We start from the raw sequence: 26,955 nt of genomic DNA, 5'->3' as shown, positions 1-26,955 counted from the left end.
CTTACATGCGATTTCTCATCATGGTTGTATTGGGGTTAGGCATATTTTTCCGATTTGTCCATCTCGATCACAAGGTTTTTTGGTACGATGAGGCGTTCACTTCGTTGCGGTCATCGGGATATACCGAAGCGGAAGTGGTCGATTTTTTTTCGCAGGCTTCCGTTGAAAATGTTGCAGCGCTACAAAAGTACCAGGTCTCAACGCCCGATAAAGGGGTTGCAGATGTTCTGCACAGCCTTGCTGTAGAGGATACCCAACACCCACCGTTTTACTACGTTCTTTCATATTTTTGGATGAAGTGGGTCGGTAGTTCTATCGGGGCTGTTCGGCTCTGGGCTGCCGTCCTGAGTTTGCTGGCATTGCCTGGTATGTATTGGCTGTGTTGGGAACTGTTTACCCAAAACGGGCCAATAAAATCCACGCTGCCCGCCTGGATTGGCTGCGGCTTGTTTGCTATTTCTCCCATTCAGGTTTTATATGCTCAAGAAGTTCGTGAATATGGCTTGTGGGCTGTAACCACGATTTTCGCTACGGCTGCCCTATTACGGGCGGTGCGGTTAAATACACCGCTGAGTTGGGGGCTGTATGCCTTGTCATTGGCAATGGGGCTTTATACGTTTTTGTTTTCCAGTTTGGTTGCGATCGCCCATGCCCTTTATATCGTTGGCATTTGTAAATTTCGTCTAAGTAAGCCCCTGATTTCCTACCTGATTGCTGCGATTAGTGGTAGTGCGTTATTTGTGCCCTGGGCTTGGATTGTAAAAACCAATTTGGCGCAAGTTCAACTCGTCACCCATTGGACTGGCATCAGTAAAACCCGATCGAGTTTGATTAAAGATTGGTATAGCATTACCGGCCGCATTTTTTTTGATGGACGCCTGGATGGTATTGATGGCTGGATACATCTGGGAATCGTCTTCCTGCTAATCTATGCAGTATATGAGCTGTGTCGCAAAACGCCACGTTCTGTGTGGTTACTGATTATCTGTTTGGCTGCGGTTCCGGCTTTGTCCTTAATGCTCCCTGATTTTATTAAGGGAGGTCTGCGATCGACAGTGCCGCGTTATCTCATTCCTACCCTGATTGGTATCCAACTGGCTGCCACCTATCTCTTGGCACAGAAACTCAGTGATATTTCGCTCAAACCGTTGCAGAGAGCGATGTGGCAAGGAGTGGCGATCGCCCTGTTTGTTGCGGGAATTGTGTCCTGTGGGCTGTCGGCTAACGCCATAACCTGGTGGAACAAGGATCATAATCCTAACCAGTTTGCGATCGCCCAAACGATTAACCAATCTCCCCGCGCTTTGTTAGTTAGCGATGCCCAAACGGGTGATTTACTCTCGCTCAGCCACTACTTAAATCCATCCGTCCACGTTTTATTACAACCGCTTTGCTACACCTGCCATAACAGCACTGGAGATAAAAATCAGCTCGATATGCCGGAGATTCCTGCGGGATATAGCGATGTTTTCTTTTATCATCCCAGACCGTCTGATATGTGGATTAGAGATGTCTGGAAAGAGCAAAACCATATTTTTCGTACCCTGGTTTCTGAGAAGGATAAAGGATCGCTGTGGCGAGTCAGTCAGCCGTTACAGGGTTAAGTGATAATGCTGATGCCCCAATATGGACAACCCTTTTCCCCACTGAATCTCAGAATATTTGCTGTGTGGAAATAAACTGAATTTCGGATAGCTTCAGAAGCTAAGGAGCATGGATTTAATAAAACCCAATTTGGGTTGAGAGAGCGGCGGCGGAGCCGCCGCTCTCTCAACCCAAATTACAGGGTGATGAATCTGAGATCCTGAGCGCCTATTTGGATCGTGATGAAACATTAACTATCTGGATAGGTTTTAAGAGCGATCGCCCAATTATCCGCTGCGAAGTTATGCCAACTGTCTCTGTTATCATCCCGGTTTACAACGCTGAAACATATATTGCTGAAACAGTTCAATCGGTTCTAAACCAGACCTATACAGACTTTGAGCTGTTAATTGTGGATGATGCATCGAGCGATCGCAGCATCGAAATTTGTCAGCAGTTTAACGATCCTCGGATTCAAATCTTTCATCAAGCGAATCGTGGTCCATCTGCTGCTAGAAATACGGGTATTCGCCATGCCACCGGAGAGTTCATCGCCCTGCTCGATTCCGATGACTTGTGGACGCCGGACAAGTTAGAAAAACATCTTCAGCATCTCAATCAAGCGCCCCACGTTGGCATCAGTTTTAGTCGCACTGCCTTTATTGACAGTGTTGGTAATCCCCTCAACTATTACCAGATGCCCAAGCTGACGGGCATCACGACGCCTTACTTATTTTGCCGTAATCCCATTAGCAATGGCTCTGCTCCTGTAATTCGGCGACAGGTTTTGGCAGCCATTCGTTACGAGCATGAGTGGCAGGGTGAAACGGAAGAGTGTTACTTTGACCCGGACTTATTGCGATCGGAAGACATTGAATGCTGGTTGCGGATTTCGATTCAAACGAATTGGCACGTCGAAGGTATTCCAGACGCACTGACTCTGTATCGAGTCAATTCCGAAGGCGATTCGTTATCTTCCAGCGTGCTCAAACACCTGGATGATTTTGAGAAAATGGTTGAGAAAACTCGTCGCTATGCACCCGAATTAATTGCCCATTGGGAAGCGCCCTGTCGAGCTTACCAATTGCGATATCTGGCACGTCGTGCCATTCGTCGTCGCGATCGCACCATGGCGATCGCTCTGACTCATCGTGCGCTGGCAACTTACTGGCAAATTTTGCTGACCGAACCGCGCCGCACCCTGATCACCCTGGCAGCGGCTTATTTACTCTGGTTGATTCCGCCCAGCCTCTATCGCCCGATTGAATCCATTGGCTTTCAACTGACTGGAGCGATGCAAAAACGACGCATTCGGCACGATGTCGCGATTGAGCCAAACATCAAGTTTTAGGAACGGGCGATCGCTCACTCTCCGTGAATGGTAAGATTAACGGCAAGCTAGGGGTGCCTGAGCAAATCCAGGCTGAGATTACACCCTTAGAACCTGAGTCCGGTTAGCACCGGTGAAGGGAAGCTATTTACTGAGGATTCAACTATGCGAGCAGAATGGGTCGCCAAGCGACGTGGGCACAATAATGTGTCTCAGATGTATTATGCCCGTCAGGGCGTGATCACGGAGGAGATGCAGTATGTGGCACAGCGGGAAAACCTTCCGGCTGATTTGATTCGCGAAGAAGTGGCGCGGGGTCGGATGATTATTCCTGCCAACATCAACCACACGAACCTGGAACCGATGGCGATTGGCATTGCCTCTAAGTGTAAAGTGAATGCCAATATTGGTGCGTCGCCCAACTCTTCTAATATCGACGAAGAATTGGATAAATTGCGCCTGGCCGTGAAGTACGGAGCCGATACGGTCATGGATCTGTCTACGGGGGGTGGCAACCTGGATGTGATCCGGACGGCGATTATCAATGCCGCGCCAGTTCCCATTGGTACCGTTCCGGTTTATCAAGCGCTGGAAAGCGTGCATGGCACCATTGAAAATCTCACTGCCGATGATTTTCTGCATGTAATCGAAAAACATGCTCAGCAAGGGGTCGATTATATGACCATCCATGCGGGTATTTTGATTGAACATTTGCCATTGGTGCGCGATCGCATTACGGGGATTGTCTCTCGGGGGGGTGGCATTCTTGCCCGTTGGATGTTGCATCATCACAAGCAAAATCCGCTTTATACCCACTTCCACGACATCATCGAAATTTTCAAAAAATACGATGTTTCGTTTAGCCTGGGCGATTCTCTGCGGCCCGGATGTCAGCATGATGCCTCCGATGCCGCGCAGTTAGCCGAACTGAAAACCCTCGGACAACTCACCCGCAAAGCCTGGGAAGATGACATTCAAGTAATGGTCGAAGGTCCCGGTCATGTGCCGATGGATCAGATTGAGTTCAATGTACGCAAGCAAATGGAAGAGTGCTCAGAAGCACCCTTCTATGTTTTAGGACCCCTGGTCACAGATATTGCACCAGGCTATGACCACATTACCTCTGCGATTGGGGCAGCCATGGCGGGTTGGTATGGCACGGCGATGCTCTGCTATGTCACACCGAAGGAGCACCTCGGTTTACCCGATGCTGAAGATGTGCGCAATGGCTTGATTGCTTACAAGATTGCTGCCCATGCGGCAGATATTGCCCGCCACCGACCAGGAGCACGCGATCGCGACGATGAACTGTCGAAAGCACGCTATAACTTTGACTGGAATCGCCAGTTTGAGCTATCGCTTGATCCGGAGCGGGCTCGTGAATACCACGATGAAACACTGCCTGCCGATATCTACAAAACCGCTGAGTTTTGCTCGATGTGCGGTCCTAAATTCTGCCCAATGCAGACCAAGGTCGATGCAGATGCCCTGACCGAACTGGAGAAGTTCTTAGCCAAAGAACCTGTTGCCAGCCGAGACTAAGATCCCGGTGAGGGATTGATGATTAGTATGAGCCGTGCGTCTCCCATGGGAGACGCACGGCTCATTCATTGGTTACCAGCTCATGTTCATAAACCATAGCCAGCATCCTCCATTGAGCAGTAACACGACGACGGCAGAGACAAGGATGCCTTTCATCTTGCTCCATTTTTGGTGGCGATGTAGCCAGATGGCACGGGGGATGACGTAGAGAATCTGAACAATACCAATAAAAGGAACGGTCAAAGCCAGAGTCATCAGCAGGATATCGATGCCGATTAATTCAAAAAAACCCAGGACAAACTCAGAAACGTCATTGGTTTCGCGCCGAGCCATGAGCGTTACTCCACAGATTCATTGAGACGATTAATTAAGGGCTGTCCAGCACTGCCCGGACGGTAGAACAGATTGTAGGTATCGAACGGAATCAGCCGTCCATCGGGATGGACGATGTGAATACAAGAACGTTTTACCGATCGCACATCAAAGTTATACGCATCCAGGAATTGCACGATCATAATCCGAAAAATGTTTTCGTAGGTAAAACCGTCGGGAACGGCAAGCAAGGGCAAGCAGCAGAGAAGTTGTTTCAGAGATGTTGCCGCAGAAATGGGCGAATGGCTGGTGGAAAAGAGGTCAAAAATGCGTTGTTTCAAATCGGGGTGCTGTTCATACAATACCGAGTTGGGCATCATGTTGACAAAGGTGGAGGTGTCAAACAATCCGGTCAGGGGAATCACCTGTCCTTTGAGCTTCAGCGCGTATGCCATGGCTAAGGCATCGGGATGGCAGGGAACGGGGAGAATATCCTGAGGTTGGAAGTGGGAACTTTGGTCGAGAATGGCGCGGCGTACTTCGGTGAGGGTATAGCGATCGCGTTTTGCTTCAAATCCATCTAATCGCCCTGCTGCTTGAATCGGCTGAAATGTGACCCCGCGTACACATCGTTGCTGCAAGGCAAAGTCGATAATTTTGCCAATTTCATGATCGTTCAAGCCTTTTTTCAACGTCACTACCAGCGTTGTCGAAAGGTTAAATTCGTTGAGGTGAGCGATCGCCTGTTCTCTGACCGCTCTCAGATCTGCGCCCCGCAGTTCTCGTAGTGCGGCTTCTTCAAAACTGTCGAATTGCAGATAGACCTCAATGCCGGGTTGATATTGACAAAGGCGATCGCAAAAATCGCGATCGTGGGCGATCCGAATGCCGTTGGTGTTGATCATTAAATGCTTGATCGGCTTTGCCTTCACCAAATCCATCATCGCAAAGAATTCTGGATGTAGTGTCGGTTCACCGCCACTCAACTGCACGACTTGCGGTTCGCCTTCATTTGCCACCACCGCATCTAGCATGAACTCAATCTCTGCCAGGGTGCGATGGCGACGAGTTTGGTTGCTTGTGCCTACGTCATCAACTCCCGAATCGGCATAACAAATGGGACACGTGAGGTTACAGCGATCGGTCAATTCCACCAACGTCAGGCAACTGTGTTGTTCGTGATCAGGACACAAGCCGCAATCATAGGGACAACCATGCTGAATTGGGGTATTAAATCGCAGGGGCATATCCCCCGGTTTGATGAAAGACTCGATCTGCCGATAGTAGTCAATATCATCGGCGATTAGTACCTCTTCCCGTCCGTGGGTTGGGCAATGTTTGAACAAATATACCCCACCCTCCTGAAAAACAATCTTAGCTTCGACCTTCGTCAGGCATTTAGAGCAGAGGCTATTGGTCAGCGCATGAAACAGGTACGGGCGGGTTGACATAGGATTAAGAGAGTTGCATATCAATAAAAATTCTGATGTTCTATCACTGGCGCGATCGCCGAGAGATGGGGTGGAGACAATAGAGCCAGCCTAACAGACAGGCAAATTGAATGGCACTGATGCCGAAGAGGGGATGAAAGTCGGGTTTAAGAAAGTCGATAACAAAGCGAAAGCCCAGATAGGCGGCTAGATAAAGCTGAAACAGGTCGCCCGATTGGTATGGATAGCGGCTGCGGATATAGAGGCAGACTGCCAGCATCAGCAGAAATAAAATTTCATAGAGTTGGGTAGGATGGCGCGGAATGCCATCGCCAAAATCCACCCCCCAGGGCAGGGCGGTAGCGATGCCATAGGTGCGATCGCTCAACCCCGTGAGAAAACAACCGATGCGCCCGATCGCCGTACCCGCCAGCAAGGGATAGACAAACGCATCGCCAGTAGACTGCTTCAGCCCCATCCAGTATTTCGTCAGTTCTACACCCGCTAAACCCCCCAGGAGTGCTCCTACCACGGTTTTCCCTTGAATGATCAATGCTAACCACTGCTGCCCATGGTGCGGTAATAAGTCAATGTGCTGCAACAAAACCAAAAGCTTTGCCCCTACCAAGGCTCCGACCATGCCACCGACGATGACAGAACTCCGTTGAGAAAACGGAATAGAGTCCGATCGCACGTTCCACAGCATCAGCCGCAAGGCAACTGCATATGCCAACGATTCAAATAAAAGGTGGGGATGAATCTGCCAGGAACCGATCCCGATATAGACAGGAAAGTGCATAAAAAATTATCGGCGTATCTGTAACAACGTTACTGCACCGATGACCAGACCACCGCCTACGATCTGCATGAAATTTAAGGTTTGTCCCAGCCAAATCCAGGCAAGCACCGTGGCAATGACAGGTTCTAAAGTGGCGGCGATCGCCCCACGTTCTGCCTGAACTTGTTGAATGCCCCAGCACAACAGGCTAAACGGAACCAGCGTGCCACCGATGCCGATAAAGAAGATGCCTGCCAGATTTTCGGGTAAAAAGATAGCGGTAGGAATTCCCTGTGTCACCTGAAATGCGAGCCAAAACAGGCTGGCAACCAGAAACGAACGAAACATTACACCTACGGCACCATAGGTATCTACGACTGCTTCACTCAGTAAGGTATAACTGGCAAATGATAGGGCACTGAGTCCGGCTGCAACCAAGCCAATGCTATCTAATTGAACCGATCCGCTCAGCAACCCAGAGATCAATACCACCCCCAATAAGGCGATCGCAACCGCTGTTAGTACCGCAGACGATGGCAACCGACGCGTTCTAAAAGCCCCAACGATGACGACGAGTGCAGGAGCTGTGTATTGAATCACAAGTGCCACGGCGACGGATAAGCGGGAGATCGCCACATAATAGGATGCTGTGACCATCGCTAACGACAAGCCCAGAAGCAAAATTCGCCAGTCAAACCATTTGCGTCGGGTCTGAGTCCAATAGCTCAAAATGCCTAGCCCCAGCGCGGTAATCACACTGCGAGATAACGATAGCTCAAACGGCGTCACTCCCGATTGAAATAGATAACTGGCAACGATCGCTGAGATTGCCCAGAGTGTAGAAGACAGGGCGATCGCCAGCAACCCCAGACCCACAGACGATTGCCGAGCGTTAAAGGGGTGTACATATTCCAGTGGGTCAGAAGGCATAGGTCGGCAGATAGCAAAGAACCTTAATAGTCTCACCTGTTACGGCTACTTCAGGATCATGCTATTGGGGGATACGACCAGGCTAGAAATGCTTGTACTCTAGTTCTCGGTCAAGTACGGTCTATCAAGTGGGCGAAAGGCGAAAGAGCCGGGAATGGCATTCGCAGCCTGATTCTTTCTCCTTTCCCTTTTCCCTTCAGTAAGACCTGCTCTCAGACGCAAAAGTGACGCAAAAGTATTGAAGGTCGTCCTAAAAAAGTAACGATTGTGGGTGGCGCGGGCAACGCCCGCGCCACCCACAATTATTGGGGTTCGGCGATTAGGCTTTAGTAAAGTCAGCCGCTGTGATTTGGTTGGCTTTCACACCCGTTAAGATGGCGAGCAAATCATTCCCCAAGCTGATGGTTGTATTTTGTCCTTTTTGACCAATGATGAGAGACTCAAACGTCATGCCACGAGAAAGACCCAGTCGATCCTGGCGGTTTTTGAAGTCTTTGATGACGTCTCTACCACTTCCCTTCTCCAGCACAAACACATCGCGGCTACTACCCCCGGTAAGGATGTCGCTGCCTTTACCACCCGTCAATTTATCTTGACCTGTGCCGCCATTGAGCTGGTCATTACTATCACCGCCCAGGAGACTATCGTTTCCTCCGGAACCGAGCAATATATCTTTGCCAGCCAGCCCTTTGAGGGTATCTGCACCGTCTAACCCGTCCATCGTATCGTTGCCTGCGGTACCTGTAAGGCGATCGCTGCCTGCGGTTCCCCGAATCACCCCATCGCTGGGAGGCGGATCGATAGGAGGGGGAGCTTGGATGGTCAAACTAAAGGTGTCCGAAACTGTACTTCCCAATAGGTCGGTAGCTGTCACGCGAATGTTAAATGTGCCTGCTTGGGGAGGAGTGCCACTAAAGCTACGGGTTGTGGGATTGAACTTTAGCCAACTGGGTAACGCACTGCCATTTGCCAGTTTTGCAGAGAGGACAAGCGAGTCACCCACATCTAGATTTTTGAACGTGTTGGTGCCAAAGGCAAAGCTGAAGGCTTTATTCGCCGTACCCGTCTGATCGGCAATCAGGGTGCCCAGTGTGGGCGCACTGTTGGGTGCGATCGTCAGATTAAAGGTTTCGTTGAGAAATCCGCCATTACCATCGTCCACCGTGACATTGATGGTGTTAGTACCTAGCGCTGTTGCCGTACCACTAATGACACCCGTATTGGGGTTGGCATTGAAACCCGTCGGTAAACCAGTAATCGTGTACGTCAGAGCATCCCCGGCATCAATATCGGCAAAATTTGCGCCCAGATTGAGGCTAAATGCGATTCCTTTGGTGGCTGTCTTATTCGTCAGTGGAGTCACAACTGTCGGATCGTCGTTCAAATTACCGACGGTTAGAGCAAACGTGTCGCTGACGCTGCCACCCTGCCCATCACTGGCAACAACGGTAATATTGTGAGAGCCGACAGCGGCATTGGTGGGGGTGCCGCTAATGATACCCGTGCTGCTATCGATCGCCAGCCCTGTGGGCAAGTTGGTGGCTGCAAAACTCAGGGTGTTTCCTGCATCAGGGTCAGAAAAGTTGCCGCTGACATCGAAACTAAAGGCGGTATCTTCCGTGGCAGCCTGATCGACCAGAGCCGTTGCGACGATCGGTGCGTCGTTGGCATTGTTGACCAGTAAGTTAAAGGTCGTGCTAACGATTTCACCTTTTCCATCATCGGCAGTAATGGTGACGGTGCTGGTGCCCACAGCGCTATTGGTAGGGCTTCCAGTAATAACGCCCGTCGTGCTGTTGATGCTTAAGCCATCCGGTAAGCCTGACGCAAAAAAGGTAAGGACATCGCCTACGTCTGGGTCGCTGAAGTTGGGTTTGACGTTAAGAGTAAACGCCGTATCTTCTGTCGCTGTTTTGTTCGTGATCACGCTGGCGACCACAGGAGCATCGTTCGTATTGGTAACTGCCAGTGCAAAGGTATCGCTAACCGTGCCGCCCCTGCCATCATTGGCGGTGACGACGATGTTACGCGTTCCTACAGCGGCATTGGTTGGGGTGCCACTGATAACACCTGTGGTGCTATTAATAGTCACCCCTGTTGGTAAGCCAGTTGCGGCAAAGGTCAGGGTATTGCCGACATCCAAATCCGCAAAGTAACTGCTGATATCAAAGCTAAAGACACTATCTTCTGTTGCCGTGTAGTTGGGAATGGGGGAGGCAACGATGGGGGCATCATTGGTGTTACTGACGGTCAGTTTAAATGTCGTACTCGCTACCCCACCGGCACTATCTGTGGCAATGACGGTGATATTGCTATCCCCAACCGCTGCATTCGTGGGGGTGCCGCTGATGATGCCTGTAGTAGCGTTAATGCTTAAGCCAGTTGGCAAGTTGCTGGCAGAGTAGCTGAGGGCATCGCCTGCATCAATATCGTTGAAATTGCCGCTGACATTGAGGCTGAAGGGCGTATCTTCCGTTGCCGTTTTGTCAGCGATCGCACTGACGACGGTGGGGTCATCGTTGGTGTTAGCAACCGTAATGGTAAACGTGTCACTCACGACGCTCCCCTGGCTATCGGTTGCTGTCACGATCACCGTGCGTACACCCACGGCACTATTTGATGGACTGCCCGTAATAATGCCTGTGCTGGTATCGATACTCAGTCCGTTGGGCAGACCCGTTGCCGCAAAGGTCAACGTATCACCCACATCCATCGGATTAAAATTGCTGCTGACATCGAGTGTAAAGGGTGTATCTTCCGTTGCCGTTTGATCCAAAATTCCTGAAACAACGGTCGGGGCATCGTTTGTATTCGTCACCGTCAAGATAAAGCTGGTGCTAACGGTGCCGCCTTTGCCATCGCTCGCTGTAATCGTAATCGGATTTTGTCCAACCGTTGCGTTCGTTGGCTTGCCACTGATGACTCCGGTGGCACTGTTCAACGTCAAGCCATCGGGCAGTGCCGTTGAGAAAAAGCTGAGGGTATCGCCTGCATCAATATCTATAAAACTGCCCTTAACGTTCATGCTGAAGAAGGCATCTTCAACCGCTGTGCGATCGCCAATCGGAGATCCCACTGTAGGAGCATCGTTTGTATTGAGGACTGTAATGGCAAAGGTATCGGTGATCGTTTTGCCCGACTGATCGGTTGCGGTGACCGTCACATTGCGGGTGCCTACGGCAGCATTGGTGGGCATTCCACTGATGACGCCTGCACTACTAATGGTCAATCCACTGGGCAACCCTGTCGCGGTAAAGGTCAGCCCATCACCCGGATCCATATCTGTGAAACTGCTGCTGATATTGAGTGTAAAAGGGCTATCTTCTGTAGCCGTTTGGTCAGCAATTGGTGTCGTAACGGTGGGTGTGTCGTTGGTGTTTCCGACTGTGATTGTAAAGCTGGTGTTAACGGTGCCGCCATTGCCATCATTGGCGGTGACTGTAATCGTGTGGACTCCGGCGATCGCGGCAGCATTTGTCGCCGCACCACTGATAATTCCAGCACTACTAATCGTCATGCCGTCGGGCAGACCCGTTGCGGTAAAGCTTAATGTATCGCCATCAATATCTGTGAAGTAGGGTTTGACATTGATGCTGAAGAACGTATCTTCCGTCGCGGTCTGGTTGGCGACGGTGGCAACGGTGGGAGCATCGTTGGTATTGGCAACGGCGATCGCAAAGGTATCAGTTACCGTCTTACCGGATTGGTCGGTGGCAGTAACGGTAATATTATGGGTGCCGACGGCGGCATTCGTAGGGGTGCCACTGATCACGCCTGCCGTACTAATGGTCAACCCATCTGGCAAGCCTGTGGCTGTGAAGGTGAGGCTGTCACCCGGATCAATATCATTAAAACTGCTGCTGACGTTGAGTGTAAAAGCACTATCTTCCGTCGCCGTTTGATCGGCAATGGCAGCGGCAACCGTTGGAATATCGTTGGTGTTATTAATCGTGAAGGTAAAGTTGGTGTTAACGGTGCCGCCTTTTCCATCACTGGCCGTGATCGTAACTGTGTGGGAATTGGCGATCGCCGCTGCATTGGTCGGTGTGCCGCTGATCACCCCGGCGCTGCTGATCGTCATGCCATCGGGCAACCCTACTGCGGTGAAGCTCAATGTATCGCCATCAATATCGGTAAAGTAGGATTTGACATTGACGCTGAAGAACGTGTCTTCCGTCGCTGTTTGGTTCGGCACCGAGGTGACGGTAGGCGCATCATTGGTATTGGCAACCACGATGGTAAAGACATCACTGACACTCTTGCCTGACTGATCGGTGGCAGTAACGGTAACATTATGGGTGCCGACGGCGGCGTTAGTCGGGCTACCGCTGATAACGCCCGTCGAGCTGATGGTTAGCCCATTCGGTAAACTCGTTGCTGTAAAGGTCAGACTATCCCCTGGGTCAATATCACTAAAGCTACTGCTGACATTGAGGCTAAAGGGGCTATCTTCAGTGGCAGTTTGGTCAGCAATGGGGGTAGCGACCGTGGGAATATCGTTGACATTATTGACCGTAATAGTAAATGTCGTACTGACGGAGCCGCCCTGTCCATCATTTGCCGTGATTGTAATACTGTGAGATCCTGCGATCGCGGCTGTATTGGTCGGAGTCCCGCTGATGACGCCTGTCGTAGAGTCTAGACTTAAGCCTTGAGGTAAACCTGTTGCACTAAACGTTAAGGTATCTCCGTCAACGTCACTAAAATAGCTGTTAATCGCAAAGCCGAAATAGATATCTTCGGTTGCGGTTTGGTTAGCAATAGAATTTACCGTTGGGTTGGTGTTGGGCATAGTAAGCGTCTCCTGGTAGCCGCCGCAGATATGGACACACAAAATTGCTGGCAGACCATTCACGGAATGAACTGCCTGAATATCGGTTTTGAGTGGTTAAAAACTTAGCGTTTCAATCCCCGACACTCATTTTTCGGGGATGATAGTCTCGATGTATTGTTAATTTGTTTGGAAAGCTCACGCCGTGAGCTTTCCAAACAAATTAACAATATCGTTGAAGCACAATTTTTCGGAGGCAATGAGGGCAAAAAATGCGGGAAACAGCATCCTAAAACTGAGGATTAAATGATCCCTGGAACGATTGCGATCGCTCTTTCTCTACTTGAAATCGAGAGTGGTGTTAAAACCACCATCTCGTTTCTGACTGCGATCGATTGGTTTTGAGAAATTGAGACCCTTGAGAAAGTTCCATCCTCTAAAATCATCTTTTTCTCATATGAATTCAGCAATTTTCAGTGAACTTAGTAAATGCCATGAATGGTCTTGCTGATTCCAATATTCAATCTGAAATTCCTGATGAATAGTTGTTGGATGCGAGATGTAAAAAATATGAGATCTCTTACTTTTGTTACTACGAGTATGCCACTAGGATGTTGATTTCCGATCGGGGTATTTACTTATTTGTTTCGTCAGAAGATCCGTGAATTTAATGGTTTTTGCGGCGTTTATGGTGACGACTAAATTGCAGAAACTGCCGACCGACTAAGGGCAAATTGCCCGGCAGAATAAACATCACTAAAGGAAGTCGGTCTAAAATTTTAACTAAAATTAGGTGGTCTTCTGGGCTAGATCGTTTGGGTAAACTTTTAGACACCAAATTTTCTAGCGGTAACGCAACGATCTGCAACCATTTGGTCAGGCTGGGTGGCAGTGTTGAATTGAGGCGCAATTTGAGATCAGCCGTTGAAAAGGATTGGGCGTAAGTAGGCGTAAGGAACGTAGCATATTGGTCTGCATCGGGAGTCAGCTGCATAATAAATGCCAAAGACACGCCCTTCAGCAATTCTCTCAGAGGTTCTGTTTCGTCGCCCCGTCTCTCTCGCAAAAACAAGTTATCTGTCAGCGCACGGTTTAGGTTTTCTGGATCACCGACACTGAGATGGGTCGCACCGATCGCCGTCAGCAAATATTTAGAACCCCGCAATTCTGTAAATGGCAGTAGTTGCTGGCTGACGGCTGGGGCGATCGTGTCATCACTGCCGGTTAAGATCAGCGTTGGGATCGAGATTTGATTGAGGCTCCCTTCACTAAAGAGATGACCGATGACGGGGCTGAGGGCGATGATCTGAACGACCCGCGCATCGCGCAGATTAATTTTTTCGTCTGATAGTTCAATCGCGGTACATTGCAGCCAATCCGCAGGTGATAGACCTGCGGGACTGATCTCGCTACAAAACTGACGTAAGCCGGCAAAGTCTAGTTCAGCGCCAGCTAAGGCAAGGGCAGTATAGCCTCCTAATGAATGCCCGATGACCGTGACTTGATCGGTATTGAGTTTGCCGTGCAGGATGGTGGAATAGCGATTCATTCGCTCTAGCTGATCAAGTAAAAAGCTAATGTCTTTCGGGCGATCGATAAATTCACTAGCAGGAAAAATATCATCCAGGTTGCCGGGGCGTGAGGGATCGGACGTGATTTCGGTGAGCCATGCCACATTGCTGGCAGGGTGTTCGAGTGCGGCGACGGTTAGCCCATAGGACGCAAGATGATATGCCAAATAGTTTAAAAACCTGCGGTCTGCCCCAAACCCATGGGAGATGATGACCAGGGGACCGTGGCTATGCCGACTCCAATACAGGTCAACGGGGATAATGCGATCGCGTTCAGAATCTCGCAACGTTAGGGTTTGCTGTCTGACCCAAGAGGTGCCGGATTGGGTCGGGTCAAAGGTGGTGTCAATCGGTTCGGTAGTGTCAACTGTCAGTTCTCGCTCCAAAATTGAGCTGAGAGCTTGGCTTTGCCAATAGGGCAGGTTGAGTTGCGATGCAATAGCGATCGTTGAAGTGCCATCGATGGTAATGGTTTTTTGGGGATACGCTCTGAGGAAGCTGAGCAGACTCAACCCCTTATCATGTTGCGCGGCTACCATCAATGCCGTCTGAATATCTTTGGGGGTACTATCGATGATCAGGAGTTCTAATAGGCTGAGAACTCGTTCACCTGTAGAAGATTGCAACAAATCATTGACTAACTTATCGCTGACTTGGGGATCCAGTTGCAGATGACTGGTGAGTGCTATTTGCACGTCGCTGCCTAAGAAAGCGCTGTAAGTTTGTAAGTCTGGCGAAATTTCTCCAGTTTGGGCAAATGCTTCTAAGTCGGCGATCGCGATCGATTGCTTAATTGGTCCAAAGCTAATTGCCAACCGCTCCGCTGCCCATGTTGGCGTGGCAAAACCCACACCCAGCGTAACCATGAGGCTACAGAACAGGCGGCTGTGCCAACCTTTTCTCGATGGAAAAGGGGACATCTGACCAACCGTGCTTGCCTGAGCGTTAAATCTAGAAAGGAGATTGAGCACCTGGGGTGGAAGTGACTGAGGTAATTTCACTGGGGCTTCACTGGGGGCAGGATACTGCGGCGGAAATCTCAATAGGGGTCACACATTCACAAAGTTCAGCTGGAAAATCGTAAGAGGCAGGATGGAACGAGTTTTCCAGACGCAGACGCTAATGAAGCAGAAGGCGATCGCAGTCAAGTGGGTCAGGCGTTGCAGAACCATCGGACACTTCTGGACAAACTGGGATGCATTAAGTAAGCAGCCAGAAAACCAACGGCAAATGCTTTTCTTATAATTTTTCCCTATAAGTCATCGATTCGATAACCTCCTAATGGACATGATTTATGAATCTTAATCAGAGTCCTGCCCGCTTGGGATGAAAGGTAAGAGGCTGGATCTTAGGATCACAGGATTAATTAACCTGTAATTCCTTTTGAGAGGGCAGCGGCTCCGCCGCCGCTCTCTCAAAAAGAATCGGATTTGATTAAATCCACGATCCTTAGGGAGCAGAGATCAGCGAAGAAGGATGGGTAGGTTGTGTCAGCCAGTCAATTTGACGGGCTTGTTCTGGCAGTTTAGCCTGCTTCTGACCGATTGCCCTGGCATTCATGCAAATCAAATTGAGGGGGGTGTCGAGCAAGCTTGATGCTGTTGCGTTGCGGGTTAGCACCTGTTTCGCTGTGCTAGGCAGTTCTTTGAGTAGCCAACGGCTCAGCCGATAGAGATAGTCTTTGGTCGTTGGTTCTCGCATCAACGGCACCCCATGCAATTCGTGCAAATATCGATTGGATCGGCCATAGCGCTTCCATTGTTGTTTTAGATCAAGCAATGTGGCTCGATGACGATGTTGGACGACGGCTTGCTCGACAAAGTGCAATTTCCAGAGGTGCTGTTGTTGAATCCGCCAGCATAAATCGGCGTCTCCACCCGTGGTCAGGTAGGGACGAAAGAGACCGCTTTGGGCAAATGCCTGACGTCGTACTGCCAGGTTGGCTGTTTGCCCATAGGGCAGGAACGTATGTGCCAGCGTGTGGGTTTGGGATAGGGTTTTATGCCGTTCGGCAAACTCTTCTAAAATCGTGGTTCCGGGGAGGGCAAGAATTTCACCTGCGACGATGCCGATCGCATCATCTTGAAACGGTTGCACTAAATCTTGCAGCCAGTTGGGTTGGGGGCGGCAGTCGGCATCCGTGAATGCCAAAATTTCGCGAGTAGATGATTTGATCCCCGTATTGCGGGCGGCGTAGGAACTTTGGATTTGAGTTTCGTGAAGCGATCGCAGGGTTAGCCCTGCACTGGCAAAGTCTGCGATCGCGGCTTGCAAGATCTCGGGTGTGCGATCGCGGCTGCCATTATCGACCAACACATATTCAACCCGGTCTGGGGGATAGGTTTGCGCTTTGAGACACGCCAATAAATCGGGTAAATCGTCTTCGCCGTTATAAATCGGGATAATGACCGACACGGGAGGCAAAAATTCTTGATCCATATGGCAAGTTGCAACTGTGTTGAAAATGGCACCAGTCTCTTGAATCGTTTGCAGGGGCAAACGACCGTTCGCCCGTACAACACATCATCGACGTTATTTAATTCCCATTTCTAAGTCCATCGCACCCTAGTTAGGGGACGGAATTGGGGCGCAGGGGTGGAACCCCTGGCTGGGGGCGCAGCCCCCAAACTCCCCGGTTTTGTTTTTGAACCCTAGCTGTGAATAACAGTACTAAGTACCTGTCATTAGTCCATCGCACCATCGTTAGGGGACGGAATTGGGGCGCAGGGGTGGAACCCCTGGCTGGGGGCGCAGCCCCCACACCCCCTGGTTTTATTTCCGAACCCTAGTACAGCAAAACGAAAGTTTTGTCAGGGGTGAAGGGGTGGACCCCCTTCTTGGGGGCTTCGCCCCCAACCCCCCATGTTGCAAAATTTGGTGTTTGCAACACTAGCTGTGAATAACAGTACTAAGTACCCTGTCATTCTTGTTGAGAGAACGGCGGCTCTGCCGCCGTTCTCTCAGCGAAAATTAGGGTTGGTTAAATCTACGATCCTAACCGTAGTCAACTCGACTGATAAGGTGCAAGGGTTTGGAGCAAAACGGGCTAGAAAACTTTACCAAGTTGAATGAACGATGAGGCAAATCATTGTGGGTGTGATGGGGCCAGGGGCAAATGCTACTCCTACCGATTGTAACCATGCTTATGAGTTGGGGCAGTTAATTGCCCAACAGGGCTGGGTTTTACTCACGGGTGGTAGAAATGTTGGCGTGATGGAGGCTGCCAGTCAAGGTGCCCGTCACGGGAAGGGGTTGACGATTGGCATTTTGCCGGATGAAAGCGATCGCCATCGGTCGGAATCGGTGGATATTGCCATTGTTACGGGCATGGGTAGCGCTAGAAATAACATCAATGTCCTCTCTAGCACGATCGTGATTGCCTGTGGGCTGGGGACGGGGACAACGTCAGAAATTGCATTGGCATTAAAGGCAGGAAAATCTGTAGTCTTGCTGGGGCAACCGCAAAGGGCTAAAGATTTCTTCACCTTATTAGCGCCCCATCAGGTCTTTTTTGCCGAAACAGCACCAGCGGCGATCGCCCTTTGTCACCAAATTCTCGCGGATTTGCCTTAGGATCCTTACAAAATTAAAACCCACAACTTTTTGGGAGAGTGCGGCGGAGCCGCACTCTCCCAAAAAAGTTATTCAAGTTATTTTTATGAAGATCCTTAAAAGAGAGCAATCCACCAGGGTGGCTCTTAAGGGTTCGCTATGAGTTGTTCGGCAGCGGCTAGCCCTGCTTGGGCATCCGCGAATTGATCATCAAACGATAACGCTAACTCAAAATAGGTCTTTGCCTGTTGTCCATCTTGCATGTTGAGGTAAAGACAACCCAGACTGTGAGCAGGGTAGAGGGTCATAAATCCCTGATCGAACGGTTCTCCCTGGTAGTAGCTACCATTTTGTCCGAGTTCCAGGCAATATTTGAGATAAGCGATCGCCCCTTGAGCAAATCCCAGGTGATTTAAAAGATTGCTCACCAGATAATTGAGTGGTGGGTGATTGGGGTACCATTCCAGGCCTCGCTGCCCCAGCAACCGAGCATTTTCAATATCGTCTTGTTCTAGCGCTTGTGTCCCTAAAACATGCATCAGATACGGCACAAAGTTACAGTCTTGGGGTGGGGTGCCGTCGAGCAAATGGGGGAATAACTGCTCAAACGCTTCTTCGTAACATGTTTGTGCCTGTTCTAAATGCCCCATTTTTTGGTGAAAATTGGCGAGCGTAATCAACAAGGTCAGGGTAATATCCCCTCGCTGACGGGCTTTTTCGAGGAGTGGAATATTGCGCGTCAGATGTTTTTGCTGAAGCAGTTCGGGTGCGTAGCCGTAATGCAATAACTCCAGGCTGGGGAAAAAGATGATGTGCTGCTGACTGAGCGGTGCGCCCTGGTAATAGAGTTGCTCGTGGTACGGAAAAACGTATTTCAGGTCGGGGTGGTTGCGAAACAAGCGAGCGGTATAGAGCGGCGTCACTTGGGGTATCTCAACAGCCTCAGGCAGGATTTCCAAGCGCTTGATGCTGCATTGCAAGATCTCGGGAGGAATTGCCCGCAATTCGTCTTGAATGTGTGGCGATTGAACGACCAATTCCTCGTCGGCATCGACCACCAAAATCCATTCTCCCGTTGCCTGGGCTAGAGAATAATTGCGGGCGGCTGAAAAATCATCACACCAGTCAAACTGGCTGACGATCGCTCCAAATTGATGGGCGATCGCCACGGTATCATCGTCAGAGCCGGTATCAACCACAATCAGTTCATCAACAAAGGGTTGCACACTTGCCAGGCATTCAGCTAAATTCGCACTCTCGTTTTTGACGATCATGCACAGTGAGAGCAAGGGACGGGAAATGGGGGAGGGGTCGTAACTCATGGGGATAGCAGTAGAATAGAACCCATTAATCTTGGGCTGGAGGAATGACGCTAAAGCCACCTTGCGGATTGGCAACAATTTGTCCGCCTAAAATTTGAATGTGCTCGATGGCAATGCGTCGGGTGCGATTGTCAGGAGCAGTACTCAAAACCATCGTCCAGGCGGAAACCTGAGCTTTTTTGCTATCAGGATTTTGGGCTAAAAATTGTGCAGTTTGGCGAGACGATTCGGCAATAAAGCGACCTGTCGGCTCATTCGATTGGTCTGCCCACTGGGCTGCCATCTCAAACGATGCCTGGGCACCGCGACCGTCGCCCAAAAATAAGAGTTGATCAATTGCTTTGTTTCGCCAGACAAAATAAGCGCCAGGAACGTTGGGAGAAAGTAGTTTTAAGCCTTCATCCATCAATTCTATGGAACGTTCAGGATTGCCTGCGTAGATGGCGGTGCTGGTTGAAAGAAACGTGTAGGCAGACAGAAACCGTGGATTGTTGGGGATGATAATGGCAAAAAAATCAGGACTCAGCGTATAGTCGCTGCGTTGACGTACAGGGGCATCGCCAAAATATTGCAGAAAGTTGAGGAATATCCAGTCTGCAAAAACATTGTCGTAGCCTAACGCTGGAATTTTTTGCAGCAAGCTCAGCTGCACTTTTTCTGCTTCTAAGTTTTGCTGAATTTCTTGAGCCGTAATCGTCTGGCTTTGGGTTTTTAGCTTTTGTAGTTGCGGTAATTGCAAAAAGGCGATCGCTCCTGCCGAGAGCAGGGTAATCACCCCAAATTGAATCCATTGTCCCCATTTTGCAGATGGGCGATTGGCAAGTTCCATAAGTCAACCCATGAGTACATTAAGCCGTTCATTCACTGTATAGCAGCCAGAGGGCTGGTTAGGACAGGGGGGCGGGGGTTCCACCCCCGTACCCCGCCCTAATTCACCATTCAATGCGGAGCATGGCTTTCAAAAAATTATCTAGTGTTGCAAACACGAAATTTTGCAACATGGAGGTTTGGGGGCTGTGCCCCAAGAGGGGGTTTTACCCCCTCCACCCCCTCTAAAACTTTTAAGTTGGTGTACTAGTTTTAGCCGAGCGTGAAGTGCTATCACGATGGTACCCACACCCAATCTCATCGCTGGCTTTCTCACAACAACCGTAAGCCATCCAGGCGCGAAGCGCCATAAAACTAAGGAGTGGGAATTAAATAACGTCGGTGATTGGTTGGAGGGGCGAACGACCGTTCGCCCCTCCAAACGATTTCATAGTCGATCTTATTCAATCCACAATCCTAACGGTGCGCTGGCATCCCGCATCTGAGCGTTGACAACATCCCCGGCACGTACTAAAAATCCCTTGCCTAACTGGACAAGGGATTGATGCAATATTTAAGAGTTCCCCACAACGCCGTCTTACCTCAGTTTTTGACCTGGACGAGTCCAGGTGGGTAACTTGGTTCTAGCTTAAAGTTTCCGGGTACAAGCCCGGTTTACTGCTGCCAAAACATATTTTAGTTGCCCTTATGAGTAGATTTGTAGATCATAAAACGCTATTGGCAGTCACCAACGTCGCAGTAGAACCTGTTGTCTATTGTAACGAGTTTGAGGAAAGCGATCGCAAGTAAAACGAATTCTTGGGTACAAACTTTATCAAATCGGTGAAATCAACGGGGCTGAAGTCGATGTTTGTGGCACCGTGCAGGATCTATATCTGCGGATCATCGGCGGATCGAATTCACCTAAAAGTTGCGACCCAAATGATGCTATAGGTAGTTACGTATTCTGTCATACCTATTCTGTCACACCTACTGCTGCCTGTATGAGCCACCCTTCGACCCCACCTTCTGCCACCCTCAGTTCTTCTGAAGTCGCCTCATTGCAGGACTGGTCTGCTCTATTGCAACAAATTCTAGATCGGCAGTCCTTAACGCTCCATCAAGCTTCCGATTTAATGCACGGATGGCTGAATGATGCCATTCCACCCGCGCTGTCTGGGGCAATCTTGGCAGCGATTCAGGCAAAGGGTGTATCGGCGACCGAGTTGGCGGGGATGGCGCAGGTGCTTCAGTCTCAGTCGATGGGTGCCCAGTATGATCTGACGACATTGCCTCGACCGTTGATTGACACCTGTGGAACGGGTGGCGATGGGGCGTCAACGTTTAACGTTTCGACGGCTGTGGCGTTTGTGGTAGCTGCCGCTGGGATCGCAGTCGCCAAACATGGCAACCGGGCGGCCTCCAGTAAGGTCGGTTCGGCGGATGTGCTAGAGGCATTGGGTGTAAATTTAAGCGCATCTCCAGAACGCATTCAGGCAGCCATTCGTGAGGTTGGGATTGCGTTTTTGTTTGCACCGGGTTGGCATCCAGCCATGAAATATGTGGCACCGATCCGCAAGACTTTAAAGGTGCGGACAGTCTTTAATCTATTGGGGCCTCTGGTCAATCCACTGCGTCCAACCGGGCAGGTAATTGGAGTCTTTCGAGCCAGTTTAGTCGAAACGCTTGCCCAGGCATTGCAGCAAATGGGGATGGCAGATGCGATCGTGTTACATGGTCGTGAGAAATTAGACGAGGCAGGCTTAGGAGATATTACGCATCTGGCAGTCTTGGCAAACGGTGAGGTGCAGTCTTTGAATCTCGATCCTCAAGAGTTAGGCTTTTCCCCGGCTCCGATTCAGGCACTGAAAGGGGGCGAGCTGTCAGAAAATGTTGCCATTCTACAGGCGGTGTTGCAGGGCAAAGGTACGCCAGCACAACAAGATGTGGTTGCCCTCAATGCGGCGTTGGCGTTGAAAGTGGGAGGTGGCATTCCGGCAGGTGCAGAGGGTTGGGATGGCTATCGGCAAGGCGTGGCGATCGCCCGAGAGATTTTGCACAGTGGTGCTGCCTGGACGAAGTTAGAGCAGTTGGTGGCGTTTCTCAAAGACTGATTGTGAATTACCGTTCTCGAAATTCCACAACGTTTTGCCGAACAGTGACGTCATAATTGCCAAAAAAGTCGTGTCCCAAGAGTCCAATATCCAGCTCGGGACCGGCGATCGCCACTAAAACATTGTTGGCGACTGCGCCCTCTACCTGCATGCTCCGCACATAACCGAGAGGAAACGACACGGCGCGGGCACTGGCTGTATCAACTTGTGCCTGACCCACGGGAGTAACTCCCAACGCGATCGCCATTTGTTGAGTAATCACGGTGCCACTGGCTCCCGTGTCTACGATCATGTTGTAAGTCTGGTTGCCGTTGAATATCACACTGATAACAGGGGTACCACCTGCCCGCCGCACAATCGGCACCTGAAACACTCGTCCCTCTCCAGGTTGTTGAGTGGTTTGAGGTAGGGCACTCACCGTAGTCTCTGGGGCAGGTTGACTATAGTCGGGCGCGATCGCTATGACGCCGCTCGATTCTGGCGTTGTCGGTAAGCTGGCTTGTTGTTGGGCATAGCTGAGATTGCGTTGATATTCAGCTAATTTGCCTTGCGCCTGAGCATGATTGGGGTTGGTTGCTGGCACCGATTCTAAATAGCGGATAGCTTGCTGCCAACGACTAGCCACCAGCCGCCAGTCATCGGGAGATTGAGCCGATCGCCCGATCGTAAAGGCACTCGATGCGCGCTCAATTGCCAACTGATAGGGATCAGGCTGTGCTGGACTGGCGGTCTGGGGTGAAGCCGCAGGAGAAGTATTGGCAACCGGGGACGCACTGCCAGAGGATGCAATGGGAACAGCGGGTGCTGTGGGTGCCTCAACTATGGTTTTACCAAAGCAAGCTGTAACGATTCCAGCACAAAGACCGCACAGTAATAGCAAAGTCACACGAGGTTGAGAATACTTCAGCATAGTCTTGAGGGGGTCGAACGCCATTGCCAGAAAAGAGGGCTAAGGATCGTAGATTAACTAAAACCGAAGATTTATTTTCTAGAAACGCGGCATTGCCACGGTTATAAAAATAAGAGTCCGAGTTTTTTTAATATGTAATCCTACGGTAGGATCGCGGTTTGAGGCTCAATACCCTGATGAGTCACCCAGGCTTGGGAAACAGGGTCTGAGGTAAAGTCTTATTGAGATATACACAACGGCACTCCGTAATTTCGCAGGTAATCGGCGGATGCGGTATCGAAAGAGACCTGAAGCATCGTGTGCCAGAGTCTAGAACCCTGAGGAGCATAGATCAATCAACCTGGATCTTTTTTGAGAGAGCGATGGCGAAGCCATCGCTCTCTCAAAAAAATTAGGGTTAATTTGCTCCACAATCCTAGTACACCAAATGATAGGTTTGGCAGGGGATGGCGGGGGTTGCATCTCCTCATTGGGGGCGCAGCCTCCACCTCCCGTGGTGCTAAATTTAGTGTTTGCACTACTAGTGCTATATTTTCAGCAATAATCAGGCAGTCAAAATGAACGTTGCAATTCTTTTCGTTTCCCTACTAACTAATATGCCCTGATCCAACCGTCGGGTGAAACCAGGTATTGCTGAATCCCGGTATAACGTCCCATGTGAACCCAAGGTGCCTGATGGGAAGTCATTCTCAAACCCCGCAACGCTAAAACTGCGATCGCCATGCCAAAAATGGTGCGTCGCGTTGCCCCCAATACAGATGAGATTTCGATACCGACTAGACTGTATTATGAACCCGGCGATCGTTACTCTGGCAAAATCTAACCCTGATTTCAGGCAATATGCGACGCGTACCCAATAAAATCAAGTTCCTCATTCGCCAGATTGAAGGGCAGAGGTCGATTAGCAGATCAATTTTATTCCTCCTTAACTTTGTTTGTTTCGAGAAATCTTATGCTGAATTCCAACGTACAACCTGCGCTATTGGTTCTTATCGATGGCACTGTTTACCGGGGATGGTCTTTTGGTGCTGCGGGAACCGCCATTGGTGAGGTTGTATTCAATACAGGGATGACGGGGTATCAAGAAGTCCTGACGGATCCCAGTTATTGTGGGCAGATTGTCACCTTCACCTACCCAGAACTCGGCAACACCGGCGTTAATCCAGATGATGAAGAATCGGCAGCTCCGTCTGTGAAAGGGGCGATCGCCTGTAATGTTTGTCATCGTCCAAGTAACTGGCGATCGACTCAATCTCTCACCGACTATCTAAAGCAACACAAAATTCCAGGGATCTATGGCATTGATACCCGCGCCCTGACGCGCAAACTGCGCTCTGTAGGTGCTATGAATGGGGCGATTTCGACAGAAATTTTAGACCCCCTTGAACTGCTGATGAAGGTGCAAGAAGCACCCAGTATGGCAGGTCTAAACCTGGTGCGGCAGGTGACCACTCCGGTTGTGTATGAGTGGACGGAACCAACGGAGGCTCCCTGGGAGTTTGGCTCGACCCAGGTGGGGCAGGATAGCGAACCGTTGACCGTCGTAGCGCTTGATTTTGGCGTGAAACGCAATATCCTTCGACGGTTGGCGAGTTATGGCTGTCGCGTCATTGTGGTTCCGGCAGATACCCCCCCCGAGACGATTTTGGACTATAACCCCGATGGCATTTTTCTATCGAATGGACCGGGCGACCCAGCAACGGTGTCAGAAGGAATCTCGACGACCAAAGCCTTGCTCAATAGTGAAAAGCCCGTCTTTGGTATTTGCATGGGGCACCAAATTTTGGGTCTGTCACTGGGTGCAGAAACCTTTAAGCTCAAGTTTGGGCATCGGGGTTTAAACCAACCTGCCGGTCTGAAGCAACATGTGGAAATTACTAGCCAAAATCATGGGTTCGCAATTTCTGCTGAGTCTCTACCCAATGCCGAGGTCGAAATTACCCACTTGAATTTGAACGATCGCACGGTCGCGGGTCTGCGTCACAAGACCTTGCCGATGTTTTCGGTGCAATATCACCCGGAAGCCAGTCCCGGACCTCACGATGCCGATTATCTGTTTGCCAAGTTCGTACAAACTATGCGCGAACATAAATTAGCAGCCGTCAGTCGTTAGCATCTTATTCTGAGAGAGCCGCGCCCCGCGCGGCTCTCTCTCAACAACCGTAATCGATTCAGGAGCGGAGTGTTATAGCCACGGTTCTAGCTGAGTGACCAATCGTTGAACTTGCTTTTCCCAAGTCCAATCTTGCATCCACTGGGCAGCGAGTTGCCCCCGGTGTTGGGCAGTCTGGCGATCGCAATAGACCTGCTCTAGCGTTTCTACAATCTCGTCAACATCCGATTCGCCCCACCCGTCTGTGCCGTGATAGTCGATGTTGGCGGGGACGGGTTTTTGAGTACGTAAGGGATAGCAGTGGTCGGTTCCAATCAGATCCAAATGCCCCGTATTTGCCGAGAGAATGGTGGGAATGCCACAGGCGAGGCTTTCCATCGCCACTAAATTGGTTCCTCCTTCCGCCCGATTGGGGAATAGGGCAACATCGGCTTCTCGTAAAATCTGTGGGGCAATGTAGTTGGCAATCGGTCCTACATCGATCACTGCATTGGCTGGAATGTCGTTGCGAACCAGCCAGTCGGTAATTTGTAAGCGCTTTTGAGTATCAATTTTAGGCAATCCGGTTACATGACCCGTCTGGTCGAGTCCGCGCATCGTGTCAATCCAGGGATTGTGCCATGCCGTGAGTAAGAGTGCATCAGGATGGCGGCGATGAAACGCCCGAAAAGCGGCGATCGCAATATCTTGCCCTTTGCGATATTCCAGTTTACCTCCAGAAAAAATAACAAAGCGATCGCCAAATAGCCCTGCTTTGGGAGCCGGATGAAATAGGGTGGGATCAATCCCCTGTTGGATGGTCACAACCGCTTTCAATCCGTAGCTTTTGAGGACATCGGCGTTCCAGTGCGATCCTGCAATCATCAGCTGCATCTGATTGGCTTGGGCGATCGCCGTTTGGGTGAGCTGAGTATCTTCAAAGAAAATCACTCCAACGTTCCGCTGTCCTTGGATGCGTAACGTTTCCTCGGTCGTTACAAAATTATTGCCAAATGCCCTCAGCATCAACAAATGCGCCGTTGCAATTTTGTCTGGATTTTTTTCTAACACGTCATATAACTGTTTCTGCGGTGCCAATGTCGGGGTTAGTAGCGCCCGGTGCAATGGATTAAACTGCGCCATCGACTGCAACGGCACCAAGGGGACAGGCTCGACCCCCGGTAACCGCAGGAGTTGCAGTGCCAGATTCAACCCATAAATACCCCAACCTGTAGAAATGCCAATGGGGAAGCCGATGCCAATGGGTTTGGGAGGAGTAAGAGGGGATAGAGGAGATGGGGGGGATGAGGGAGATGGGGGAGGTAGGGGGGATGGGGGAGGTGGGGGGGATGGGCTTTGCCGTGAGCGTAGCCGAACGGGAGATGGGGGAGGAGCGGTATAAGGTGTTTCTAGGGATTTTGGTTGATAAAGTGCTTCTGCTGTCGTCTCTCTGGTTCTCAATCCTTCTTCAATCAGTGTTTTCAACTCTGCGGTGACTTGCTGAAATACTCCTGCCCAATTGCCGCGTTCGGGCTGTCGGAAAATCCGCAGAGTTGGATACCAGGGGCTATCGCTGCGCTGCATCAGCCAGCGCCAGTCGGGAGCATAGGATAGCAGTAGCCAGGTGGGTCTGCCGAGTGCGCCTGCTAAGTGGGCAACGGAGGTGTCAACGGTGATCACCAGATCCAGTTGATTGATTGCTCCAGCTGTGTCAGTAAAGTCGTTCAAGCGATCGCTCAGATCGGTGATAGCAAATGAGTCCAGATAGGGGTGCAGATCGGACGTGCGATCGCCAACTTGAAGACTATAAAAAGCGAGATGGGGCAGTTCAAAGAGCGGTTCGAAGAAATGGATGGGACAAGAGCGATAGCGATCGTTGCGGTGGTTGGGATTGCCAGCCCAGGCAAAGC

The 26,955-nt window shown here is 50.4% G+C and carries 19 protein-coding genes, 1 other RNA gene and 1 riboswitch; of the genes, 7 read left to right on the top strand and 13 right to left on the bottom strand.

Translation table 11 applies throughout. The features are described from left to right. Positions 1 to 5 precede the first annotated feature (5 nt). From ACR6Z4_RS06710 to thiC, 3 genes are all read left to right on the top strand, one after another. Positions 6 to 1,604, top strand: coding sequence for a glycosyltransferase family 39 protein (locus ACR6Z4_RS06710; protein WP_479716465.1), 1,599 nt, complete (start codon positions 6 to 8; stop codon positions 1,602 to 1,604). Positions 1,605 to 1,888: 284 nt separating this feature from the next. Further along, positions 1,889 to 2,935: a glycosyltransferase family 2 protein gene (locus tag ACR6Z4_RS06705; protein WP_479716464.1), complete on the top strand. Its 1,047-nt coding sequence runs from the start codon at positions 1,889 to 1,891 to the stop codon at positions 2,933 to 2,935. Between the two features lie 39 nt (positions 2,936 to 2,974). Beyond that, positions 2,975 to 3,073: riboswitch (TPP riboswitch) on the top strand. A 6-nt stretch (positions 3,074 to 3,079) separates the two neighbouring features. Next, positions 3,080 to 4,456, top strand: a complete 1,377-nt coding sequence (gene thiC, locus ACR6Z4_RS06700; protein WP_479716463.1) for a phosphomethylpyrimidine synthase — start codon at positions 3,080 to 3,082, stop codon at positions 4,454 to 4,456. 72 nt (positions 4,457 to 4,528) lie between these two features. On the opposite strand, the gene ACR6Z4_RS06695 is transcribed toward thiC, so the two are convergent. The 6 genes from ACR6Z4_RS06695 to ACR6Z4_RS06670 all read right to left on the bottom strand — a co-directional run bounded on the left by ACR6Z4_RS06695 (position 4,529) and on the right by ACR6Z4_RS06670 (position 15,168). Further along, the gene (locus tag ACR6Z4_RS06695; RefSeq protein WP_479716462.1) at positions 4,529 to 4,789 is read right to left on the bottom strand and encodes a hypothetical protein; all 261 of its coding nucleotides are present in this window, start codon (positions 4,787 to 4,789) and stop codon (positions 4,529 to 4,531) included. 5 nt (positions 4,790 to 4,794) lie between these two features. Further along, positions 4,795 to 6,219 (bottom strand): radical SAM protein, encoded by a 1,425-nt coding sequence (locus ACR6Z4_RS06690; RefSeq protein ID WP_479716461.1) that lies wholly within the window; start codon positions 6,217 to 6,219, stop codon positions 4,795 to 4,797. Positions 6,220 to 6,262: 43 nt separating this feature from the next. Continuing rightward, entirely contained in the window at positions 6,263 to 6,997 is a 735-nt protein-coding gene (locus ACR6Z4_RS06685) for a prolipoprotein diacylglyceryl transferase (protein ID WP_479716460.1), read from the bottom strand. A 6-nt stretch (positions 6,998 to 7,003) separates the two neighbouring features. After that, a complete protein-coding gene (locus ACR6Z4_RS06680) occupies positions 7,004 to 7,906 on the bottom strand; it encodes an EamA family transporter (protein ID WP_479716459.1) in 903 nt (300 codons plus the stop codon). Between the two features lie 319 nt (positions 7,907 to 8,225). After that, positions 8,226 to 12,698 (bottom strand): beta strand repeat-containing protein, encoded by a 4,473-nt coding sequence (locus tag ACR6Z4_RS06675; RefSeq protein ID WP_479716458.1) that lies wholly within the window; start codon positions 12,696 to 12,698, stop codon positions 8,226 to 8,228. 646 nt (positions 12,699 to 13,344) lie between these two features. Then, on the bottom strand, positions 13,345 to 15,168 hold the full coding sequence (locus ACR6Z4_RS06670) for an alpha/beta hydrolase (RefSeq protein WP_479716457.1): 1,824 nt from the start codon (positions 15,166 to 15,168) through the stop codon (positions 13,345 to 13,347). A gap of 172 nt (positions 15,169 to 15,340) precedes the next feature. On the opposite strand from ACR6Z4_RS06670, the gene ACR6Z4_RS06665 reads away from it, so the two are divergent. After that, on the top strand, positions 15,341 to 15,493 hold the full coding sequence (locus ACR6Z4_RS06665) for a hypothetical protein (RefSeq protein WP_479716456.1): 153 nt from the start codon (positions 15,341 to 15,343) through the stop codon (positions 15,491 to 15,493). A 204-nt stretch (positions 15,494 to 15,697) separates the two neighbouring features. Here ACR6Z4_RS06665 and ACR6Z4_RS06660 read toward each other — a convergent pair whose 3' ends face one another. Next, positions 15,698 to 16,687, bottom strand: coding sequence for a glycosyltransferase family 2 protein (locus tag ACR6Z4_RS06660; protein WP_479716455.1), 990 nt, complete (start codon positions 16,685 to 16,687; stop codon positions 15,698 to 15,700). A 636-nt stretch (positions 16,688 to 17,323) separates the two neighbouring features. Between ACR6Z4_RS06660 and ACR6Z4_RS06655 the strand changes: the two genes are divergently transcribed. Beyond that, positions 17,324 to 17,821, top strand: coding sequence for a TIGR00725 family protein (locus ACR6Z4_RS06655; protein ID WP_479716454.1), 498 nt, complete (start codon positions 17,324 to 17,326; stop codon positions 17,819 to 17,821). A gap of 125 nt (positions 17,822 to 17,946) precedes the next feature. Here the strand turns inward: ACR6Z4_RS06655 and ACR6Z4_RS06650 are convergent, their stop codons facing one another. The 3 genes from ACR6Z4_RS06650 to ssrS form a co-directional block, all read right to left on the bottom strand. Next, positions 17,947 to 19,122 (bottom strand): glycosyltransferase family 2 protein, encoded by a 1,176-nt coding sequence (locus ACR6Z4_RS06650; RefSeq protein ID WP_479716453.1) that lies wholly within the window; start codon positions 19,120 to 19,122, stop codon positions 17,947 to 17,949. A gap of 25 nt (positions 19,123 to 19,147) precedes the next feature. After that, positions 19,148 to 19,951: a hypothetical protein gene (locus ACR6Z4_RS06645; RefSeq protein WP_479716452.1), complete on the bottom strand. Its 804-nt coding sequence runs from the start codon at positions 19,949 to 19,951 to the stop codon at positions 19,148 to 19,150. A 556-nt stretch (positions 19,952 to 20,507) separates the two neighbouring features. Then, positions 20,508 to 20,695, bottom strand: a non-coding RNA gene (gene ssrS, locus ACR6Z4_RS06640) — 6S RNA. Between the two features lie 238 nt (positions 20,696 to 20,933). Between ssrS and trpD the strand changes: the two genes are divergently transcribed. Then, complete coding sequence (trpD, locus tag ACR6Z4_RS06635; RefSeq protein WP_479716451.1) at positions 20,934 to 22,043, top strand: anthranilate phosphoribosyltransferase; 1,110 nt, start codon at positions 20,934 to 20,936, stop codon at positions 22,041 to 22,043. A 7-nt stretch (positions 22,044 to 22,050) separates the two neighbouring features. On the opposite strand, the gene ACR6Z4_RS06630 is transcribed toward trpD, so the two are convergent. Further along, a complete protein-coding gene (locus tag ACR6Z4_RS06630; protein WP_479716450.1) occupies positions 22,051 to 22,953 on the bottom strand; it encodes a retropepsin-like aspartic protease family protein in 903 nt (300 codons plus the stop codon). A 591-nt stretch (positions 22,954 to 23,544) separates the two neighbouring features. Next, positions 23,545 to 23,706 carry a hypothetical protein gene (locus ACR6Z4_RS06625; RefSeq protein WP_479716449.1) on the bottom strand — a complete coding sequence of 54 codons (162 nt, stop codon included), beginning with the start codon at positions 23,704 to 23,706 and terminating at the stop codon, positions 23,545 to 23,547. 199 nt (positions 23,707 to 23,905) lie between these two features. Here ACR6Z4_RS06625 and carA point away from each other — a divergent pair, with 199 nt between their 5' ends. After that, positions 23,906 to 25,066 (top strand): glutamine-hydrolyzing carbamoyl-phosphate synthase small subunit, encoded by a 1,161-nt coding sequence (gene carA / locus ACR6Z4_RS06620; protein WP_479716448.1) that lies wholly within the window; start codon positions 23,906 to 23,908, stop codon positions 25,064 to 25,066. Between the two features lie 72 nt (positions 25,067 to 25,138). Here the strand turns inward: carA and ACR6Z4_RS06615 are convergent. Next, on the bottom strand, positions 25,139 to 26,955 hold a 1,817-nt coding region (locus ACR6Z4_RS06615), incomplete at its 5' end, for a glycosyltransferase (RefSeq protein WP_479716447.1).

The sequence above is a fragment of the Calyptranema fuscum S582 genome, from assembly GCF_055793305.1.
This window is presented reverse-complemented; position numbering and strand designations above follow the sequence as displayed.

Bases quoted from the DNA above. Each gene is read 5' to 3' on its own strand.
- ACR6Z4_RS06710 (WP_479716465.1), top strand. From the start codon at position 6: ATGCGATTTCTCATCATGGTTGTATTGGGGTTAGGCATATTTTTCCGA.
- ACR6Z4_RS06705 (WP_479716464.1), top strand. From the start codon at position 1,889: ATGCCAACTGTCTCTGTTATCATCCCGGTTTACAACGCTGAAACATAT.
- thiC (WP_479716463.1), top strand. From the start codon at position 3,080: ATGCGAGCAGAATGGGTCGCCAAGCGACGTGGGCACAATAATGTGTCT.
- ACR6Z4_RS06695 (WP_479716462.1), bottom strand. From the start codon at position 4,789: ATGGCTCGGCGCGAAACCAATGACGTTTCTGAGTTTGTCCTGGGTTTT.
- ACR6Z4_RS06690 (WP_479716461.1), bottom strand. From the start codon at position 6,219: ATGTCAACCCGCCCGTACCTGTTTCATGCGCTGACCAATAGCCTCTGC.
- ACR6Z4_RS06685 (WP_479716460.1), bottom strand. From the start codon at position 6,997: ATGCACTTTCCTGTCTATATCGGGATCGGTTCCTGGCAGATTCATCCC.
- ACR6Z4_RS06680 (WP_479716459.1), bottom strand. From the start codon at position 7,906: ATGCCTTCTGACCCACTGGAATATGTACACCCCTTTAACGCTCGGCAA.
- ACR6Z4_RS06675 (WP_479716458.1), bottom strand. From the start codon at position 12,698: ATGCCCAACACCAACCCAACGGTAAATTCTATTGCTAACCAAACCGCA.
- ACR6Z4_RS06670 (WP_479716457.1), bottom strand. From the start codon at position 15,168: ATGTCCCCTTTTCCATCGAGAAAAGGTTGGCACAGCCGCCTGTTCTGT.
- ACR6Z4_RS06665 (WP_479716456.1), top strand. From the start codon at position 15,341: ATGGAACGAGTTTTCCAGACGCAGACGCTAATGAAGCAGAAGGCGATC.
- ACR6Z4_RS06660 (WP_479716455.1), bottom strand. From the start codon at position 16,687: ATGGATCAAGAATTTTTGCCTCCCGTGTCGGTCATTATCCCGATTTAT.
- ACR6Z4_RS06655 (WP_479716454.1), top strand. From the start codon at position 17,324: ATGAGGCAAATCATTGTGGGTGTGATGGGGCCAGGGGCAAATGCTACT.
- ACR6Z4_RS06650 (WP_479716453.1), bottom strand. From the start codon at position 19,122: ATGAGTTACGACCCCTCCCCCATTTCCCGTCCCTTGCTCTCACTGTGC.
- ACR6Z4_RS06645 (WP_479716452.1), bottom strand. From the start codon at position 19,951: ATGGAACTTGCCAATCGCCCATCTGCAAAATGGGGACAATGGATTCAA.
- trpD (WP_479716451.1), top strand. From the start codon at position 20,934: ATGAGCCACCCTTCGACCCCACCTTCTGCCACCCTCAGTTCTTCTGAA.
- ACR6Z4_RS06630 (WP_479716450.1), bottom strand. From the start codon at position 22,953: ATGCTGAAGTATTCTCAACCTCGTGTGACTTTGCTATTACTGTGCGGT.
- carA (WP_479716448.1), top strand. From the start codon at position 23,906: ATGCTGAATTCCAACGTACAACCTGCGCTATTGGTTCTTATCGATGGC.